A 17140-nucleotide genomic window follows, 5' to 3' on the forward strand; every position below is an offset into this window, starting at 1 on the left:
CCCCCCCCCACCACCCCCACCCCCCCCCCCCCCCCCCCCCCCCCCCCCCCCCCCCCCCCCCCCCCCCCCCCCCCCCCCCCCCCCCCCCCCCCCCGGTGCTTTCGCGGGTCGCCCGGTGCGGGTGCGTGCGGAGTCGTGCGCCCGCGGACGCAGTCGGGCGGGTCCGCCGGCGTATATGGGCAACCGCACGGAAATAAATGGGAAATGTACTGGTCATCAGCGTCCAATAGACCATTATTCATCCTATGACTCGGTCGGTATCCGGCCGCCCGATGTCATCGGGGTCGCTCGCCGTCGCTGCCGATATGCGGGTCCGCTCCCCGGACCGCGTTCGTTCGCGAGCGTGCGGACAGCGGATAGGTTCCCTGTCCAAGGCGCGGCGATTGCGGTGCAGATCACAGAGTGAGGGTGCAGAAGATGGCGTGGCGATCTAGATACAGGAGAGCGTCGTTCGCGATACTCGCGATGGCGCTGGCAGTCACGCTGGGGGCGTGCACCCGGCCCGCGACCCGCGAAGCGGAGGCGAGCGCCGGCGGGCCGATCCGGGTCGCGGTGGGGATCGATTCGTCGTTCGCGGCGTTCTTTCTCGCCGATCAGGAGGGTATGTTCCGCGACGCGGGCCTGGATGTGGAACTCGTGCAATTCGGCAGCGGCGGGGAAGCGGTCGACGCGCTCGCCAGCGGCCAGGTCCAGCTCGCCGGTAGTTCGGACACCACGACGATTTCGCAACTGCGGCAGAACCCGGATATGCGGGCGCTGTTCGCCTACGAATCGTCCGGCGATTACATCAAGGTCGTGCTGCGCAACGGCATACAGTCCGCCGCCGATATCGACACGATCGGATTCGTCCCCGGCCTCGGCCAGGTCTCGACCGATAAATATCTGCGGGCCAACGGTATCCCTGCCGATTCCGTGCAGATGATTTCGGCGACACCGAGCGATATGCCGGCGCTGCTCGCCCGCGGTGATATCGACGGCTACGTGCTGTGGGAGCCGTGGCCCGCGGCCGCGGTCACCCAGAAGACCGGCCGGGTGGTCGCGGTGACCGGCGATTTCGACTGGATCTACCACCATTGGGCGATATCGACCGCATCCTGGCTCGAACACAATCCGGCGGAGGCCCAGCGGTTCGCGCAGGTGCTGGCGGCCGCGAGCGAGCGGGTGGAACAGGATCCGGCCCGGGCCGCGGCGGCCACCCGGAACGCGGTCAATGTGGCCGATGAGCAAACTCTCGTCGCGATCCGGGAAATCGACTTCGGTGTCACGAATCTCGGCGACCGGGATGTGGATTCGGCACAGCAGATCGTCGATTTCTATCAGGAGATCGGCGTCCTGTCCGAGCAGCCCGACCTGCGGTCGGCCATGCTGCTCGATTGGTACGAGGAGGCGAAGAAATGACCGTGACCACTTCCGATATCGCGAGCGTGGGTGCCACCGACAAAGGTGTTTCGGTGCGGATTCAGGACCTGAACATCAATTTCGGGACCGCCGAGATCGTCGCGGGCATCGACCTCGCGGTGCGGCCGGGTGAATTCGTCTGCCTGCTCGGGCCCAGCGGGTGCGGTAAATCGACCCTGCTCTCCGCCATGGCCGGGTTCGTCCGGCCCACGGCGGGCGGCATCGTCTGCGACGACGAGGCCGTCGACGGCGGCAACCGGCACGCCGGCATGGTTTTCCAGAGTTCGGAGGCGCTGTTCGACTGGATGACCGTCGCGCAGAATGTCGCCTACGGGCCCCGGATGCGCGGTGCGAAAAAAGCCGAGCAGGCCCGGATCGCGGCCGAATACCTGGCTATGGTCGGCCTGCCGCATTCGGGCGGGAAGTTCCCGGCTCAGCTGTCCGGCGGGATGCGGCAACGGGTGCAGATCGCCCGCGTACTCGCCAACCAGCCCTCGCTGGTGCTGATGGACGAACCGTTCGGTGCGCTGGACGCCCAGACCCGGCAGGTCCTGCAGACCGAACTGGACAAGATCTGGCGGCACACCGGCTGCACGGTCGTCTTCGTCACCCACGATATCGACGAGGCGCTCACCCTCGCCGATCGGGTCGTGGTGATGACCGCCGGCCCGAAGGCCCGGATCAAAAGCGTCTACGACGTATCCGCCCCGCGGCCGCGCGACCGGGCGAACCCGCAGGTGATCGAACTGTACGAACAGTTGCGTGACGATATCCGGGCCGAAGTGGTCGCGGCGCTGCGCAATCAGGGCTTCGAAGGCGAACCGGACCTCGCGGGTGTCCGGGGCGAGGAGGAAAAGGTATGACCGCCATCGCGGAAATCCGGGCCCCGCGGGGTACGGTCTCGGCGCGTGGCGCCGGGATGCGCATCGGGAACCAGGTGCTGCGCACCGGGGCCCTGTGGATCGCCTCGGCGCTGATCGGGCTGGCCGTCTGGTCGTTCCTGGCCTGGTGGTACGGCCCCACGACGATCGCCTCGCCCGCCGAAGTGTGGCGGGCGGCGGGCGAGCTCTCCGAGAGCGGTGTCCTGTGGACCTCGGTGGTCGCGTCGGGGCAGCGCATCCTGCTCGGCTGGAGCCTCGGCGTGATCGTCGGCGCACCCATCGGCATCCTGATGGGGCGGTTCAACCTGGTCCGGCAGCTGCTCGATCCCTATATCGAGTTCTTCCGGTTCATCCCGCCCATCGCGTTCGTCACGCTGGCGGTGGTCTGGTTCGGTATCGGCGAAACCTCCAAGGTGGTGCTGATCTTCTACACCTCGGTCTTCATCGTCACCGTGAGCACCATCGCCGCCACCGTCTCCATCAGCGAGAACAAACTACAGGCGGCCACCAACCTGGGCGCCGGCCGGCTGCAGATCATGCAGACGGTGGTGCTGCCGTCCGCGGTCCCGGGAATCGTCACCGGCGCCCGGCTGGCCATGGGCAACAGCTTCCTCACCATCGTGTCCGCCGAAATCGTCGCCTCCGAGCACGGCCTCGGCTCGATGATCTGGCAGGCCCGCAACTACGGCCGGATCGACTGGACCTTCGTCGGCATCATCGTGCTCGGCATCATGGGCTTCGTCTTCGACCGCGTCCTGCGCATCCTGTCGACCAAGTTCCTCGCTCGCTACGGCGTCAAATAAGAGCGCGGTCACGGGCGGCGCACCGTGCCCGAAATGAGGGCGGCGTAGTCCATCCCCCGCCCCGGCCGCATCGACCGGGCCGGGCGGAGTACGCCGCGGGCATCGCAGTGAGCTGACCGATACCGGTCGACGGCAGGTCCCGGCATTCGTGCCGGGGCCTGCCGTTCGTCGTCTGTGCGCCGATGGCATGCTGCCCGGACCGGGGTCTGCTCACCGGACCCGTTTCATTTCTCCTGCGCCGCAACGCTCTTAGCGTGCACGGTATGAACGAAACGCTCGATACGCCGGCCGGTGCCGGACCGGAGGTGGATATCCTCGTGGTCGGCGCCGGACCGGCGGGACTGTTCGCCGCGTACTACGCGGGGTTCCGGGGACTGCGGGTCGCGGTGATCGATGCGCTCTCCGAACCGGGTGGTCAGGTGAGCGCGATGTACCCGGAGAAGGCGATCCTCGATATCGCGGGGTTTCCGGCCGTCAAGGGCCGGGAGCTGATCGGCCGGTTGCTGGAGCAGGCGGCGCCCTACGATCCCGTCTATCTCCTCGGTGAACAAGCGCAGACCCTGGCCTACACCGCGGACGGGCGGGCGGTCGTCGGCACCGGTTCCGGGCGTGCCATCACCGCCGGCGCGGTCGTGATCACCGGGGGTATCGGTACGTTCACCCCGCGCCCGCTGGCCCAGGGGCTGGATTTCCTCGATCGCGGGCTCAGCTACTTCGTGCCCGACCTGTCCGCGCACACCGGCCGCGATGTCGTGATCGTCGGCGGCGGCGACAGCGCCTTCGACTGGGCGGTGCACCTCGAGCCGGTCGCGGCGTCGGTGACCCTGGTACACCGGCGGGACAAGTTCCGCGCCCACGGGTCCACAGTGGCCAAGGTGCGCGACAGCGGTGTGCGGATGCTGGTGAACTCCGATATCGCCGCGGTGCGCGGGAACGGCTGGATCGCCGAAGTGGATGTGCACAACAAAATCGACAAATCCGTGACGACGCTACCGGCGCAATCGGTGATCGCCGCGCTCGGCTTCACGGCCGACCTCGGACCGCTGACCACTTGGGGATTGCGGATCGAGAACCGCCATATCGTCGTCGACACCCGGATGCGGACCGGTGTCCCGCGCGTCTACGCGGCCGGTGATATCACCGACTACCCGGGCAAGGTCCGGCTGATCGCCGTCGGTTTCGGCGAGGCGGCCACCGCGGTGAACAACGCCGCCGCGGAACTGGATCCCGAGGCCGATATCTTCCCCGGCCATTCCACCGAACAGGAGAACTGACCATGCCATTCGTCATCGGCGAGGCGTGCATCGACACCACGGACCGTTCCTGCATGGAGGAATGCCCCGTCGACTGCATCTACGAGGGCGACCGCAAGCTCTACATCAATCCGGCCGAATGCATCGACTGCGGCGCCTGTGAACTGGCCTGCCCGGTCGAGGCGATCACGGTGGACCGTAAGGCCGATCCCGAATTCAAACAGGACGCCGTGCGGTTCTTCACCGAGATCCTGCCGGGGCGCGACGAGCCGGTGGGCAATCCGGGTGGCGCCGCGAAAATCGATGTGATCGGCGTGGACACCCCGATGGTCGCGGCGTACTGATGGGCGTGCGGTTCGGCTACGCCGACACCTCGTTCGGCCAACTGCACTACGCGGAAGAAGGCTCCGGGCCGGTGCTGTTGCTGCTGCACCAGACGCCGCGTTCGTGGGACGAGTTCCGGGAGCTGATCCCGCTGCTCGCACCCGGCCACCGGGTGATCGCCATGGATATGGTCGGGTTCGGGGCCAGCGCCGCGCTGCCGGCGCCGCAGACCATCGAGGCGTTCGCCGCCGGCGCGTGGGCACTGCTGGACGCGCTCGGTATCGCCCGCGCGGCGGTGCTCGGGCATCACACCGGCGCCGCGGTGGCACTGGAGATGGCCGCCGCCGACCCGAGCCGCGTCGACGCGCTGATCCTTTCGTCCTGCCCGTGGACCGACTCGGCCTATCGCGCCGGGCATGCCGGCGGCGGAGCGGTCGATCGCGCCGAGCGTTCGCCGGACGGACGACATCTGCGGACCCTCTGGGATCTGCGCCGGCCGTACTACCCGCAGCCCGGCACCGATCTTCTGGACCGGTTCGTGCACGACGCGCTCACCTTCGGCATGGACCCGGCCGAAGGGCACCGAGCATGTGCCCGCTATCGCATGGAGGACCGGATCGGCGCGGTCCGGGCGCCGGTGTTGCTGCTGGGCGCGGCGGCGGACCCGTTCTCCATCGGTAACCTGCCGACGCTGCGCGCCCGGCTGACCGGCGCACCGGTGGTGGAGGAGGTGATCTTCGCCGTCGGCACGGTCGCGCTGATCGAACGGGAGGCGCCGGGCATCGCCGACGCGGTGCGCCGCTTCCTGCGGACCTCTCGCCCCGAGCCGGATCCGCGCGACGGAGGCGGCGACAAGGGTTCGGCCGGTGGGGGCGGCGCCCAGAGTTCGCCTGGCTGACACGAACACGGGCCGCTCGGTGGAGGCGAGAGCCCGTCTGCTCGGGGAATCACCAGCCGAAGGGGCAGCACGGTGGAGGCGAACGCGGTGAACCGGGTCCGCTCAGCGGACCCGATTATGCTGCGGATCGAAGGTGCGGCCGCTAGCGTCACCATTTCCGGCGGATTCGCCGGTCGGGCCTGGTAGGTAAGGCCCCGCAAGGCGTCAGGAGGTCACCATGACGGCAGCCGCACATCGGCCGGCGGAGCTCGGTCCGGATATGCCCCTCGAACCGGTGCCGGGCCCGGGCACCGAGATGTCGTCGGTGCTGAGCAAGGCCCGGATGATCCTGGACGCCTTCGACAACGAACACCGCGACCTCGCCCTCACCGAGCTGGCGAAGCGTAGTGGCGTCGCGAAGGCCTCGGTGCACCGGCTGGCCGGTGAACTGGTCGAATGGGGATTACTGGAACGGTCGGGTACCAAATACCGGCTCGGATTGCGCCTGTTCGAACTGGGTCAGCTGGTGCCCCGGCAGCGGATCCTGCGCGACGCCGCCCTGCCCTATATGGAAGACCTGCTGATCGCCACCCAGGAAACCGTGCATTTCGCGGTGCGCGACGGGATCGACGTGCTCTATATCGAGAAGATCGTCGGCCATCGCGGTCTCAAACAGCAGTCCCGGGTCGCCGGCCGGTTACCGCTGTACTGCACGGCCACCGGCAAGATGATCCTGGCGTTCTCGCCGCAATCGGTATTCGCCGAAGTGGTCGAACAAGGGTTCACCGCACTCACCTCGCGCACCACCATGTCGGTCTCGGTGCTGCGCCAGCAGCTCGACCGGATGCGCAAGGAACAGATCGCGGTGGAGGTCGAGGAGACCCGGCTCGGCTATATGAGCGTCGCGGTGCCGGTGTTCAGCGGCCCGCAGACCATCGCCGGTGCGCTGTCGGTCACCGGGCCCACCGCGCGACTCAATGTCAGCCGGGTGACCGGGGCGTTGCGCACCGCGGGGGTCGGGATCAGCCGGGCGCTGCAGGCGATGCGCTGTCACCACAGTTCGCCGGACAGTGCCGCCCTATGTACTCCGGCCCTGTGCTCGCTCAACGGTTGCGGCCGGTAGATCTCAGGGGGCCTCGGCGGTCTGTGCCGCCGGTGGATCGGCGCACGCTGGTTCGCGGTGGTGGTCGGTGGATCGGCGCCCGTTCGGCCCGGGTCGATGATTGTGCCGGGTAGATGGGCACTCGCCGACCCTGATGGACTGTAGTGGTGATGATTCGGCCGACGCCGGGCACGGGCGAGGCCGGCGCGGTTCAGTGTGCGTCGCGCCCGGACCGATCGCCGTCGGCCGACCAGGTGCGGGCGGTAACGCCCCGGTCGCGCAGCTCGGCTTTGCGTACTTTGCCGGTTTCGGTCAATGGCAAGGTCGTGACTACGTCGATGTAGCGGGGTAGGGCGAAGTTCGCGAGGTGTACCGAGGCGAAGCGGCGCAGTTCGGCCGGGTCGACCGGGGCACCGGAACGCGGGACCACCGTCGCCATGACCTCGTCTTCGGCCAGCTCGGAGGGCACGGGGAACACGGCCACCTGGGCGACCGCCGGATGCCGGGCCAGCACCTGTTCGACTTGCAGCGAAGAAATGTTCTCGCCGCGCCGGCGGATGACATCCTTGCGGCGATCCACGAACCGGAACCAGCCGTCGGGTTCGCGGACCACCCGGTCGCCCGTGCGCCGCCACGACCCCGTCGGGGGAACCGGCTCCCCGAGGTAGCCGAGCGCGAAGGCGCCGGGGAGGTCGGTGCGCACCACCAGTTCGCCCGCGATACCGTCGGCGACCGGCGTGCCGGACTCGTCGGCAACGATGGCGTCGTAACCCGGCATGACGGTGCCGAGGTACCCGGCGCGGCGCTCGCCGGGGCGGCTGCCGAGGACGAGATTGGTTTCGGTACTGCCGTATCCGTCGATCAGCTCGATCCCGAAGCGTTCCCGGAACGGCGCACACAGGTGCGCGGGCGTCGCGGGCGCGAGTGCCCGGGTGGCGCGGTGCGCGCGATCGTGGACGCCCGGGGGTTGCCCGGCGAGCATGGCGACCATCGCGCCCAGCAGATAGATCACCGTGGCCTCGGCCTCGGCCACCCGCCGCCACTGGTCGCGGACCGAAAAGTGTTGCCCCAGCACGAAAGTCGCGCCCGCGACGAACGCCTGGAACACCGTGTTGAGCGCGTTGGTATGGAACAGCGGCAGGCCGTTGTAGAGGATGTCGTCGGGCCCGAGGTCGAGCGAGGCGCCGACACCGTGCCCCCACCAGAGCGATTGCGCATGCGGACAGCGCACCCCTTTGGGAAGGCCGGTGGTGCCGGAAGTGAACAGCACGGTGGCGGGTGCCAGCGCGGAAACCGGGCCGACGGGAGCGGCCGGTCCGTGCGGGCAGGGCGCCGAATCGGTGCCCAGCACCCAGCTCGTGCCGGCGAAACCGGTTTCGGCGACCAGTCCGGTGAATTGCTGCTCCAGCAGCAGATGGCGGGCACCGGAAGCCGTCAGGACATGTGTCAGCGAATCCCCGCGTAATGCGGTGTTCAGCGGCACCGCGACGGCCCCCAGCCAGGCGCAACCGAGGACGAGATCGAGCAGTTCGATGCGGTTACCCGACAGCGCGGCCACCGGGTCACCGGGCCGGACACCGTGCCGCGCCAGCGAACCCGCCATGGCCGCGGCTCGGTCCGCGAGTTGCCGGTAGGTCAGCCGAACCGGGCCGGCCCGCAGCGCGAGGTGATCGCCGCGGCTGTCGGCCCGGCTGCGCAGCAATGCGGGAATCGTCAGTTCCGTCGGCAGCGCGGCGCCGAGGGGGAGAGCTGTCACGGCAGGCACTCAGGGGGTAACCACCGCACGACCCGTCACCTTCCCGTCGCGCATGGCCTGCAGGGCGGTCGCGATCTCGTCGAGCGGGAACGCCTGGACCGCCAGCTGTACCTCACCGGCCACCAGCATGGCGATCAGCTGCGGCGCCAGCTCGGCTTGCCGGGCCGTTTTCCGGATCATATTGACCGGCAGCAGCGCCACATCGGCGAGCAGCCAGTTCGGCAGATCGAGGTGCAGGTCGGTGCCCAGGGTGTAGCCGATGAGGGCGGCCCGCCCGCCGGGGGCGATGCGGCGCAGCAGTACCGGCAGCAGGTCACCGCCGAGCGTATCGATCAGTACCTCCGCGACGGGGTCGCCGCCCAGCGCGGCGGCCACCTGGTCGCCGCGCCCCACCACCGGGCGTACTCCGGACGGCAGCAACGCGGCCTGATCCTCGCGCGGTACCACGCCGATCACTTCGCCCGCGCCCGCCGCCAGCGCGAATTGCGCGGCCATCGAACCGACCGCACCGGAGGCCCCGGAAACGATCACCCGTTCGCCCGCGGCGACTCGGGCCACATCGTGTACCGCGACGTACCCGGTGGTGCTCGGCAGGAAGAACGTCGCCGCGACCGTGGGATCCAGCGCGGTATCGAAGGGGGTGAACACCTTGTCCGCGGCGGCCAGATACTCGGCCCAGCAGCCGTCCTTGAACAGTCCGACACCGCCGCCGCGGATGAGGACCTTGGTGCCCGGTGCGAAGGTATCCGATTCGACCACCGTGCCCGCGCCGTCGGTGCCGCCGATATGCGGCAGTTCGGGGCGGACGTCGAACGTACCGCTCGCGACCGTCATATCGAGATGCCCGAGGGCCGCGGCATCGACCCGCACCAGCGTCTGCCCGGGGGCGCGGACGGGGACGTCGATATCGTCGATGATTGGGGCTCGGCCGAATTCGTGGAGCCGGGCGGCACGCATGATTACTCCCTGCGTTTGTAGGTGTCTGGGGTCGGTGCTCTGGATGCCAGGGCGGTGGGGTGTAGCTGATGGCTACTTGCCCCCGGGATCGTGTGGTGGGGGCGTCAACTCAGGATGTCCGCGGCGCGCAGCCGGGCGATGGTTTCGGGCGGGTAGCCGGCGATCTCGCCGAGTACGTCCTCGGTATCGGCGCCGAGCAGCGGAGCGGTCCGGCGCAGCGCGGCCGCGGCGCCGACCCGGATCGGGGAGCCTTCGTGCAGGAAGGCGCCGGCCTTCGGATGCACGCCCCGGACATAGAACTCGCGGGCTCGCAGCTGGGGATCGGCTTCGACCAGGTCGCGCCCGGTGTGCACCGCACCCGCCGGAACTCCGGCGCGCTGCAGTCGTTCGGCGACGAGTTCGGCGGGCAGGGACATGGTCCATCGGGTGATCGCCGCGTCGATCTCTGCGGCGGCCGAACGCCGGCCGGCCGCGTGACCGAACCGTTCGTCGTCGGCCCAGTCCGGTCGTTCGATCACGGCACACAGCCGCCGCCAGTCGGCGTCGTCGCGTACCGCGATCGCGCACCACCGGTCCGGTCCCAGACACCGGTACACACCGTGCGGTGCCATCACCGGGTGGGCGTTGCCGATCGGTGTACCGGGCTGTCCCGACCCGGTCGCGCGCAGGACGGCGGCACCCATATGCGAGGCCATCGCCTCGAGCTGGGACAGGTCGATGTGCTGTCCGCGTCCGGTGCGGTCGCGATACTCGAGTGCGGCCAGCACCGCCGTCGCCGCCTGCAGACCCGCGACGATATCGCCGTGACCGTAGATGACTCCGACCACCTCGTCGGCGCTCCAGCCGGTGAGTGCGGTCAAACCCGTTGCGGCCGAAACGATATCGGCGTACGAGACCCATCCGCTGCGCGGCCCGGTATGACCCATACCGGACATCGAGACGTAGACGATATCGGGCCGCAGTTCGCGGAGCTGTTCGTAGCCGAAACCCATATTGGTCATCACCGTGGAACTGAAGTTCTCGACCACCACATCGCTGTGCGCGAGCAGATCGGCGAGTACTTCCAGTCCCTCGGGGGAGCGGGTGTCGAGGGTGATGCTGCGTTTGTTGCGGTTGACATCGTTGAAGTAGCCGCTGGTGTCGGGATCGTCGTGCGGGCCGCGGGACAGATGCATGAACGGCGCGAACCGGGTGGGGTCCGGGCGGCCGCGGGATTCCACCTTCACCACGTCGGCGCCGTGGTCGGCCAGGATGCGCGTGCAGTACGGTCCGGCGAGCACCCAGGTGAGGTCGAGGACACGCACACCGTCCAGCGGTAGCCGGCCGGTAGTGGGCGCCGGGGCCGGGGCCGGCGATTCCGCGGCCGGGACGAGGTGCTGGTGTTCGCCGGGCCGGGGTACGTGCAGTTCGCGAATCCGGGTGCCTTCGGGAAAGGCGAAGCCGAAACCCAGATCGCGCGACACCCCGCTGTCGCGGACGATATCGAGGAAGAAATCCCGGTCGTTGAGCTGCGGGTTCACCAGGAGCTCATCGGGCCGGTCCACCGCCGACCACGGGAGTTTGCGTTCCTGCGCGGCGGCGGCAAACTCCTGTTTGGGCCATTTCGCGATGAACCGCCCGACCACGTCGAAGATATGGTCCTGGTGGCGTTTGCGTTCCACCGGGTCGGCCCAGCGCGGGTCGGTGAGATCGTCGGCCGCGTTCTCCTCCACCAGCCAGGCCAGCAACGCGTCCCACATCCGCGGGCTGCCACCCAGCCCGCCGCCCACATATCCGTCGGCGGCCTGGAACAACCCGTGCGGAACCAGCGGGTGCACCCGGCCCGGGCGCGGCGGTACCCGGTCTTCGTGCAGGTAGGCGAGTGTCCCGGCCTCCAGGCTCGCGGCGACGCATTCCTGGGCGGAGATATCGACGACGGGCACCGCGCCGTGCCGCCGGGCCCGCAGCCCGAGCAGCGCGCCGACCGCGGCATTGATGCCGGTGAGTTGTTCGGCCTGGTTCTCCGGGAGCGCGAGCGGGGGACCGCCGGGATCGCCGACCTGAGCGAGCATGCCGCCTTGCGCGGCGAGGGTGAGATCGGTGGCCGCCCACCCCGACCGCGGGCCGTCCAGCCCGAACGGGGTAACCCGTACGTGGACCAGTGCGTCCGCCCGCGGCGTGACGGGTTCGGAGCCGGGCGCGCTGCCGTCGAGGAAAACGTCGGCGGTGGCCAGCAGCCGTTCGAGTGCTGCGCGACCGGTCTCGCTGCCGAGGTCCAGCGCCACCGATTTCTTGCCCGCATGCCAGTGGGCGAAGCCGTCGCCGGCCGATTCCGCCCGGCTCGGATCACCGCCGACCGGCTCCACCAGTACGACCTCGTAGCCGAGCCCGACCAGTACCCGCCCGGCGAAGCGGGTGAGCGGGGTGGGCAGTTCGACCACCCGGACAGCCGGTTCGGTCATGGTTGCTCCGTTCTGTGTCGGTCTCGTGCCCCCCCGGGGCGAACTCTGCCCGGGCCGGGTCGCACTGTGTGGAAGGCGGCGCTCAGGCGGGTGCGCCGCGCAGATGCTGGTCGACCCAGCCCCGGCGCAGGACCTGCGCGGTATCCACCGAACCGCTGATCTTGCCCTGGTCACGGAAGAAGGTGACCAGATCGTTGGCCCGGGCGATGTCCTCGTCGGTGAAATCGCGCACCCCGAAATCGATCTGCTCCACGGTGCGCCGGGCTTCGGCCGGATCCTGCTCGATCGAGGCCGCCACCGCACGGGCGGCGCGATCCGGGTCGGCGTCGACGATCGCGGCGGCCTCGGACACCACCTCGAATACCTGGGCGGCGACCTCCTCGTTCGCCGACAGCCAGGCCTCGGTCGCCACCAGCCACTGGGTGTAGCGGGCACCGAAGTCACCGCTGGTGGCGACCACCCGGGCACCGCCGGCGACGGCCTGGCTCACCCACGGGTCGAACGAGACGAACGCATCGATATCGCCGCGGCCGAGCAGCGCCGGTTGATCGGGCGGGCCGGTGGTGACCTGTTCGATCGTGGCCGGGTCGAGCCCGATACTGCGCAGATACAAGTCGGTGAAATACAGGCCGATACCCGGGAACACGCCGACCTTCCGGATCTGTTCCGGCCGGATGCCCTCGCGCACGACCACCTGGAAGTATCGGTCCGATTCCTCGTACACACCGAGGGCCCGCAAGCTCGGATTCGCGGCCATGACGGTGAGTGCGGTGGAGTCCGCGTTACCGGACAATTCGGAGGTTCCGGCGACCACGTTCTGGGCGCTGGCCGCGCCGCCCTCGGTCTGGATTATCCGGACGTCGAGGCCGGCTTTCTCGAACATGCCCTCCTGCTCGGCGACGAAGAACGGCGCGTACGAAGGGTCCACGCCCACCGAGATCCGGATCGGCCCGGAGCCGGTCTCCTGCTGGGTGGCCGGCCTGGTGCAGGCGGCCGCCGCGAGCGCCAGCGCGACGAGTGCGGCGACGGCGGCAACCCCGCGCAGCCTGGGTCGGTACTTCATCATGACTCCTTCTCCACCGATCACCGGCCGCCGAACGACGGGGTGCGTTTGTCGAGGAATGCCTGCAGGCCCTCGGCGGCATCCGCGGTGCGGATGAGCTCGAGCACGGCGGCGAACTCCAGGTCCAGCGCCTCGTCCAGCGGCAGGTCGAGCCCGCGTTCGACGATGTCTTTGAGCAGGCCGACGGTGCGGGTGGGTTTGGCGGCGAGGGCGGCGGCGAGTTCGTCGAGGCGGGCGGGGAATTCCGCGTCCGGCACCACCTCGTCCACCAGTCCGATCCGCAGGGCCTCCGCGGCGGTCAGCCGCGCGCCCTGGATCATCAGCAGCTTCGCGCGGTGCGCGCCGAGCAGCCGGGGCAGCCGCTGACTTCCGCCCGCACCCGGGAACAGGCCGAGTTCGATTTCGGGGAACCCGATGGTCGCCGATTCCGCCATCACCCGCATATCGCAGGCCAGCGTCAGTTCCGCCCCACCACCGAGCGCGTGCCCGTTGATCGCCGCGATCACCGGTTTCGGTGCCTGTTCCAGCACCCGCTGGACTTGCACCCACGGCCGCATCGCGCGCTGCGTCTCCTCGGTGAGTTCCCGCATCACCCGGATATCGGCGCCCGCCACGAAGAACCGCCCGGTACCACGCAGGACGAGGCACCGGACCGCGGGGTCGGCCGCGAGCGGTTCCACCGCGGCGAGCATCTCGGCGATCAGTGCGGGGTCGAAGGCATTGGCCGGCGGGCGGTCGATGGTCACGGTGGCCACGGCGTCACCGACAGACACACGGACGTGTTGTGGGGCGCTGACAGCGGTCATACCGGCTCCGATGTGGTTCGTCGAACTGTTGGAGGTTCCGAGTATCGGCGATCCGGTTCGGCTCGGCACCGTCCCCCGGTCCGGTGAACGAACCCGGGGCGGTTCGGTATGTGACGTGGCGGGGGCTCGCGTGTGCCCGGTCTGGCGATCAGCTCGGCGATGGAGGGTTCTCCGGTCGCGCGACGGGGCGGGGATCGCAGCACGACTCGCCGAGAGCTGCGCGGCCTATTATTTCTGTATGGGAATGCTGGTGGCGATGACCATCCCCGGGCTGGCGCTGGTGTTGATCGCGCTGGCCGGTGCCGAGGTGTTCTGGAACAAGCTCACCGGTTCGCGGGCGTTGCCCTGGACGCGGACCGGTTCCGGTGCGCCGCTCGCCGCCGCCGGATTCGAGGAGGTCACCGCCGCCTTCCAGGGGTCCAAGCACATCGAGTTCGAACAGCGGATGACCAGCCTGATGCACCGCGAGACACCGTCGGACGGGGCCCCGCCGCGCGACGAGGTAGATCTCGACAGCGGTGTGGCGCGCCTGATCGGGCGCGGTTCCGCAGCGGAGTGACGGGCAGTTCCACTGGGCTCATGACCATGACGCTCGGGTGCCCTTGCGCGGCGACCCGGACACCGGCTGCGGCGATTCGGCCGCGCTAATTGTTGGCTCGCTGGATCGAGCGCTGAACCAGGCCGCGGAGACCGGGCAGCTGGATGGCGCGGAGCATGAGTTCGCCCGCCCACACCTGTGCCCGGGTCGACGGGGCGAATCGGCCCATTCCCCTGCGGGCCAGTGCTTGCCGCTTCTCGGCCTCGGGTCGCATCGCCGCCTCCCAGGTCGTGAGCGCGGCGGGGATATCGTCGCCGGCCGCGAGGGCGGCACCCAGCCGGTCGGCGCCGTCGAGGGCCAGGGCCGCGCCGTAGCCGGCGAAAACGGTGACGCACCAGGCGGCGTCGCCGAGCAGGACGATCCGGCCGGTGCTCCAGCGGTCCATGACGACTTGGGCTACCGAGTCGAAATAGGCGCCGGCGGGATCGGTTTCGAGTTGCCCGAGCGCGTCGGCGACACCGCCGCCGAGATCGCCGAACGCCCGGGTGAGGGCGGTGGCGGGGCCGCTTGCCGATTCGGCTGCCGAATCGGCGCAGCGGTAGGTGAAGAACGCCGACGAGCGGCGGGGCCCCAGGTTCATCACCGCGGCGGTGCGGCCGGGGCCGATGTAGGTCGTACCGGCGCCCTCCGGGACGTGCCCGGGAACCGTGTCGAGCGGGAAGGCTCCCACCATATGACCGAGGTCGACCAGGTAATCGGCCTCGGGACCGAAGACCAGTTCCCGGATGCCGGAGTGCCCGCCGTCGGCGCCGATGAGGAGTTCGGCCGTCATCCGGGTGCCGTCGCTGAGGGTGGCGTCGACACCGTCCGCGTGCTGTGCGACCTGCCGCACGGTGGTGCCGAACCTGATATCGGCGTGTCCGTCCAACGCCTCGTACAGAACCGATTCCAGGTCTCCGCGGAAAATACTCAGCGCCCGGGTTCCGACGGCCGCCTCGGCGACGGCGGCGGGCAGCCGGAACTTCTCCCGGCCGTCGGCGTGCACCATGATCGAGGTGAAGAAGCCGATATCGCGTGGTTTCAGCGCGGGTACCACACCCAGCCGCTCGGCCGCGTCGTAGCCGGGTCCGTGCAGATTCACCAGGTAGCCGCTGCTGCGGCGGGCCGGTGCGCGCTCCACCACGACGACCTCCCAACCGTCCCGGGACAGCCGTAACGCGGCGGCCAGTCCGGCGATCCCGGCGCCCACGACCAGTACTCGTTTCTTCTCGGCGCCACCTGTGGATCGTGCCGGATTCTCGTCAGCCACCGTCATCACTCCTCGATCGGATGTCACTTCGGCGGTACTCGGTCCGAATACCGCCCTGCGTCAACTAGTAGTTGACGCAGGGCGGTTCGTCAACCTTGGGTTGACGTGCGGTGGTATCTCCCTCGGTGCGCATGCCGGACGGTGTTCTCTGATCGTCCGTCACCGCGCACGCGTATGGGGCCGCCGATCCGGCGACCCCATACGCTCGTCGAAATGCCTTATGCCAGTTGAGTGACCGCTTGCCGACGGCCCAGTAGTGCCGCGGCCGAGGCGATCAGTCCGGCCACCGCGACCGCCGTGACCAGATACAGGCCCGGCCGGTAACCGGCGATGCCGTCGGCGGTGGCACCGCTGATCAGGCCGGTGGCGACGGCGAGTACCACGGCGCCGCCGATCTGGAACGAGGTCTGCACCAGGCCGGAGGCCAGGCCCTGTTCGTGGTCGGCGATGCCCTCGGTGGCCTGCACCATCACCGCCGAGAAGCCCAGGGCGAAACCGAGGCCGAGCAGCAGGAACGCGGGCAGGTAGTCGATGGCGTAGGACGGGTCGGGGTTGCCGGCGCGGGTCAGGAACCAGAAGTAGCCGGCGACGAACGAGGTGAGCGCGGCGAGGATCATCGGGGTCGTGCCGAAGCGGTCGATGAACTTACCGGCGATCGGGGACAGGATGGCGACGATGATACCGGTCGGCGCCATGGCGAGCGCCATCTGCAGCGGCTCCCAGTGCAGAGTGTTCTGCAGGTACAGCGAGACGATGGTCTGGAAACTGAGGTAGGAGCCGAAGATGGCCAGGGCGGCCAGATTCGCCCGCATGATCGACTTCACCTTGAAGATGCTCAGCCGCACCAGCGGGTGGCTCACCCGGTTCTCGACCACGAAGAATGTGCCGAGCAGGCCGATCGCCAGAACGGTGGTCGCGATGACGGTGGCGGTGAAACCGGTTTCCGGCGCGGTGACGATGGTGTAGATCGCGGCGAGCGTACCGCCGGTGAGCAGCGCGGCACCGGCGAAATCGATACGGCCCTCTTCTTTTTCGGTGTTGCGCGGCACCACGAGGTAGGCGGCGAGCACGACTCCGGCGACCACGACGACGGGCAGGTAGAAGGTGAGCCGCCAGTCGATGCCGGTGAGCAGGCCGGACACGATGAGTCCGGAGGCGTATCCGGTGGCGCCGAAGATGGCGAAGATCGACAGCGCGCGGTTGCGGTCGGGGCCTTCCTTGAACGTGGTGGTGATGATCGACAGGGCGGCCGGTGCGGTGAACGCGGCGGCCACACCCTTGACGATCCGGGTGGCGATCAGTAGCCAGCCCTCGTCCACCAGGCCGCCCACGAGTGAGGCGATGCCGAAGACGACCAGGGCGGTGAGGAACACCTGGCGACGGCCGAGCAGATCGGCGGCTCGTCCGCCGAGGAGCAGCAGGCCGCCGTAGCCGAGGATGTAGCCGTTCACGATCCACTGCAGTGCGGAGGTGTCGAGGCCGAGTTCCTGGCCGATGGAGGGGAGGGCCACGCCGACCATGGAGACGTCGAGGGCGTCGAGGAACATGGCCAGGCCGGCGACGAACAGGATGGCCCACAGTTTGGGTCCCCAGCGGCCGGGCGCGGGGGCGGGGGGGGGGGGGTGGGGGGGG

15 protein-coding genes are annotated in these 17140 nt (G+C 69.3%); 8 read left to right on the forward strand and 7 right to left on the reverse strand.

The genetic code is table 11. The annotated features are described in order from the left end of the window. Positions 1 to 465: 465 nt before the first annotated feature. From QH276_RS24690 to QH276_RS24720, 7 genes are all read left to right on the forward strand, one after another. Positions 466 to 1398, forward strand: coding sequence for an ABC transporter substrate-binding protein (locus QH276_RS24690; protein WP_280402260.1), 933 nt, complete (start codon positions 466 to 468; stop codon positions 1396 to 1398). Beyond that, positions 1395 to 2261 carry an ABC transporter ATP-binding protein gene (locus QH276_RS24695; RefSeq protein WP_280402259.1) on the forward strand — a complete coding sequence of 289 codons (867 nt, stop codon included), beginning with the start codon at positions 1395 to 1397 and terminating at the stop codon, positions 2259 to 2261. The genes QH276_RS24690 and QH276_RS24695 overlap by 4 nt, the downstream gene beginning before the upstream one ends. Continuing rightward, on the forward strand, positions 2258 to 3082 hold the full coding sequence (locus QH276_RS24700) for an ABC transporter permease (RefSeq protein WP_280402258.1): 825 nt from the start codon (positions 2258 to 2260) through the stop codon (positions 3080 to 3082). The genes QH276_RS24695 and QH276_RS24700 overlap by 4 nt, the downstream gene beginning before the upstream one ends. Positions 3083 to 3345: 263 nt before the next feature. Further along, a complete protein-coding gene (locus tag QH276_RS24705) occupies positions 3346 to 4356 on the forward strand; it encodes an NAD(P)/FAD-dependent oxidoreductase (protein WP_280402257.1) in 1011 nt (336 codons plus the stop codon). A 2-nt stretch (positions 4357 to 4358) separates the two neighbouring features. Further along, on the forward strand, positions 4359 to 4679 hold the full coding sequence (locus tag QH276_RS24710) for a DUF362 domain-containing protein (protein WP_280402256.1): 321 nt from the start codon (positions 4359 to 4361) through the stop codon (positions 4677 to 4679). Then, a complete protein-coding gene (locus QH276_RS24715) occupies positions 4679 to 5557 on the forward strand; it encodes an alpha/beta fold hydrolase (RefSeq protein ID WP_280402255.1) in 879 nt (292 codons plus the stop codon). Before QH276_RS24710 ends, QH276_RS24715 begins: the two co-directional genes overlap by 1 nt. Before the next feature lie 217 nt (positions 5558 to 5774). Beyond that, the gene (locus tag QH276_RS24720) at positions 5775 to 6659 is read left to right on the forward strand and encodes an IclR family transcriptional regulator (RefSeq protein ID WP_280402254.1); all 885 of its coding nucleotides are present in this window, start codon (positions 5775 to 5777) and stop codon (positions 6657 to 6659) included. Between the two features lie 190 nt (positions 6660 to 6849). Here QH276_RS24720 and QH276_RS24725 read toward each other — a convergent pair whose 3' ends face one another. The 5 genes from QH276_RS24725 to QH276_RS24745 form a co-directional block, all read right to left on the reverse strand. After that, on the reverse strand, positions 6850 to 8394 hold the full coding sequence (locus tag QH276_RS24725) for an AMP-binding protein (protein ID WP_280402253.1): 1545 nt from the start codon (positions 8392 to 8394) through the stop codon (positions 6850 to 6852). Positions 8395 to 8403: 9 nt separating this feature from the next. Then, positions 8404 to 9351 carry a quinone oxidoreductase family protein gene (locus QH276_RS24730; RefSeq protein WP_280402252.1) on the reverse strand — a complete coding sequence of 316 codons (948 nt, stop codon included), beginning with the start codon at positions 9349 to 9351 and terminating at the stop codon, positions 8404 to 8406. Positions 9352 to 9455: 104 nt separating this feature from the next. Then, positions 9456 to 11792, reverse strand: coding sequence for a CaiB/BaiF CoA-transferase family protein (locus QH276_RS24735; protein WP_280402251.1), 2337 nt, complete (start codon positions 11790 to 11792; stop codon positions 9456 to 9458). Between the two features lie 82 nt (positions 11793 to 11874). Continuing rightward, the gene (locus QH276_RS24740) at positions 11875 to 12858 is read right to left on the reverse strand and encodes an ABC transporter substrate-binding protein (protein WP_280402250.1); all 984 of its coding nucleotides are present in this window, start codon (positions 12856 to 12858) and stop codon (positions 11875 to 11877) included. 17 nt (positions 12859 to 12875) lie between these two features. Beyond that, complete coding sequence (locus tag QH276_RS24745) at positions 12876 to 13661, reverse strand: enoyl-CoA hydratase/isomerase family protein (RefSeq protein WP_280402249.1); 786 nt, start codon at positions 13659 to 13661, stop codon at positions 12876 to 12878. Positions 13662 to 13899: 238 nt separating this feature from the next. On the opposite strand from QH276_RS24745, the gene QH276_RS24750 reads away from it, so the two are divergent. After that, complete coding sequence (locus QH276_RS24750; protein WP_280402248.1) at positions 13900 to 14220, forward strand: DUF6191 domain-containing protein; 321 nt, start codon at positions 13900 to 13902, stop codon at positions 14218 to 14220. Between the two features lie 85 nt (positions 14221 to 14305). Here the strand turns inward: QH276_RS24750 and QH276_RS24755 are convergent, their stop codons facing one another. Together QH276_RS24755 and QH276_RS24760 are read right to left on the reverse strand one after the other, a co-directional pair. After that, on the reverse strand, positions 14306 to 15508 hold the full coding sequence (locus QH276_RS24755; protein ID WP_280402247.1) for an FAD-dependent oxidoreductase: 1203 nt from the start codon (positions 15506 to 15508) through the stop codon (positions 14306 to 14308). Positions 15509 to 15726: 218 nt separating this feature from the next. Next, complete coding sequence (locus QH276_RS24760; protein ID WP_432278806.1) at positions 15727 to 17088, reverse strand: MFS transporter; 1362 nt, start codon at positions 17086 to 17088, stop codon at positions 15727 to 15729. Between the last annotated feature and the right edge of the window lie 52 nt (positions 17089 to 17140).

Source organism: Nocardia carnea (assembly GCF_029869215.1).
GTDB classification, from domain to species: Bacteria; Actinomycetota; Actinomycetes; order Mycobacteriales; family Mycobacteriaceae; genus Nocardia; species Nocardia carnea_B.

Excerpts from the sequence above, each read along its gene's own strand:
- QH276_RS24730 (WP_280402252.1), bottom strand. The coding sequence starts at position 9,351 with ATGCGTGCCGCCCGGCTCCACGAATTCGGCCGAGCCCCAATCATCGAC.
- QH276_RS24740 (WP_280402250.1), bottom strand. The coding sequence starts at position 12,858 with ATGATGAAGTACCGACCCAGGCTGCGCGGGGTTGCCGCCGTCGCCGCA.
- QH276_RS24705 (WP_280402257.1), top strand. The coding sequence starts at position 3,346 with ATGAACGAAACGCTCGATACGCCGGCCGGTGCCGGACCGGAGGTGGAT.
- QH276_RS24720 (WP_280402254.1), top strand. The coding sequence starts at position 5,775 with ATGACGGCAGCCGCACATCGGCCGGCGGAGCTCGGTCCGGATATGCCC.
- QH276_RS24735 (WP_280402251.1), bottom strand. The coding sequence starts at position 11,792 with ATGACCGAACCGGCTGTCCGGGTGGTCGAACTGCCCACCCCGCTCACC.
- QH276_RS24710 (WP_280402256.1), top strand. The coding sequence starts at position 4,359 with ATGCCATTCGTCATCGGCGAGGCGTGCATCGACACCACGGACCGTTCC.
- QH276_RS24700 (WP_280402258.1), top strand. The coding sequence starts at position 2,258 with ATGACCGCCATCGCGGAAATCCGGGCCCCGCGGGGTACGGTCTCGGCG.
- QH276_RS24750 (WP_280402248.1), top strand. The coding sequence starts at position 13,900 with ATGGGAATGCTGGTGGCGATGACCATCCCCGGGCTGGCGCTGGTGTTG.
- QH276_RS24715 (WP_280402255.1), top strand. The coding sequence starts at position 4,679 with ATGGGCGTGCGGTTCGGCTACGCCGACACCTCGTTCGGCCAACTGCAC.
- QH276_RS24690 (WP_280402260.1), top strand. The coding sequence starts at position 466 with ATGGCGCTGGCAGTCACGCTGGGGGCGTGCACCCGGCCCGCGACCCGC.
- QH276_RS24745 (WP_280402249.1), bottom strand. The coding sequence starts at position 13,661 with ATGACCGCTGTCAGCGCCCCACAACACGTCCGTGTGTCTGTCGGTGAC.
- QH276_RS24695 (WP_280402259.1), top strand. The coding sequence starts at position 1,395 with ATGACCGTGACCACTTCCGATATCGCGAGCGTGGGTGCCACCGACAAA.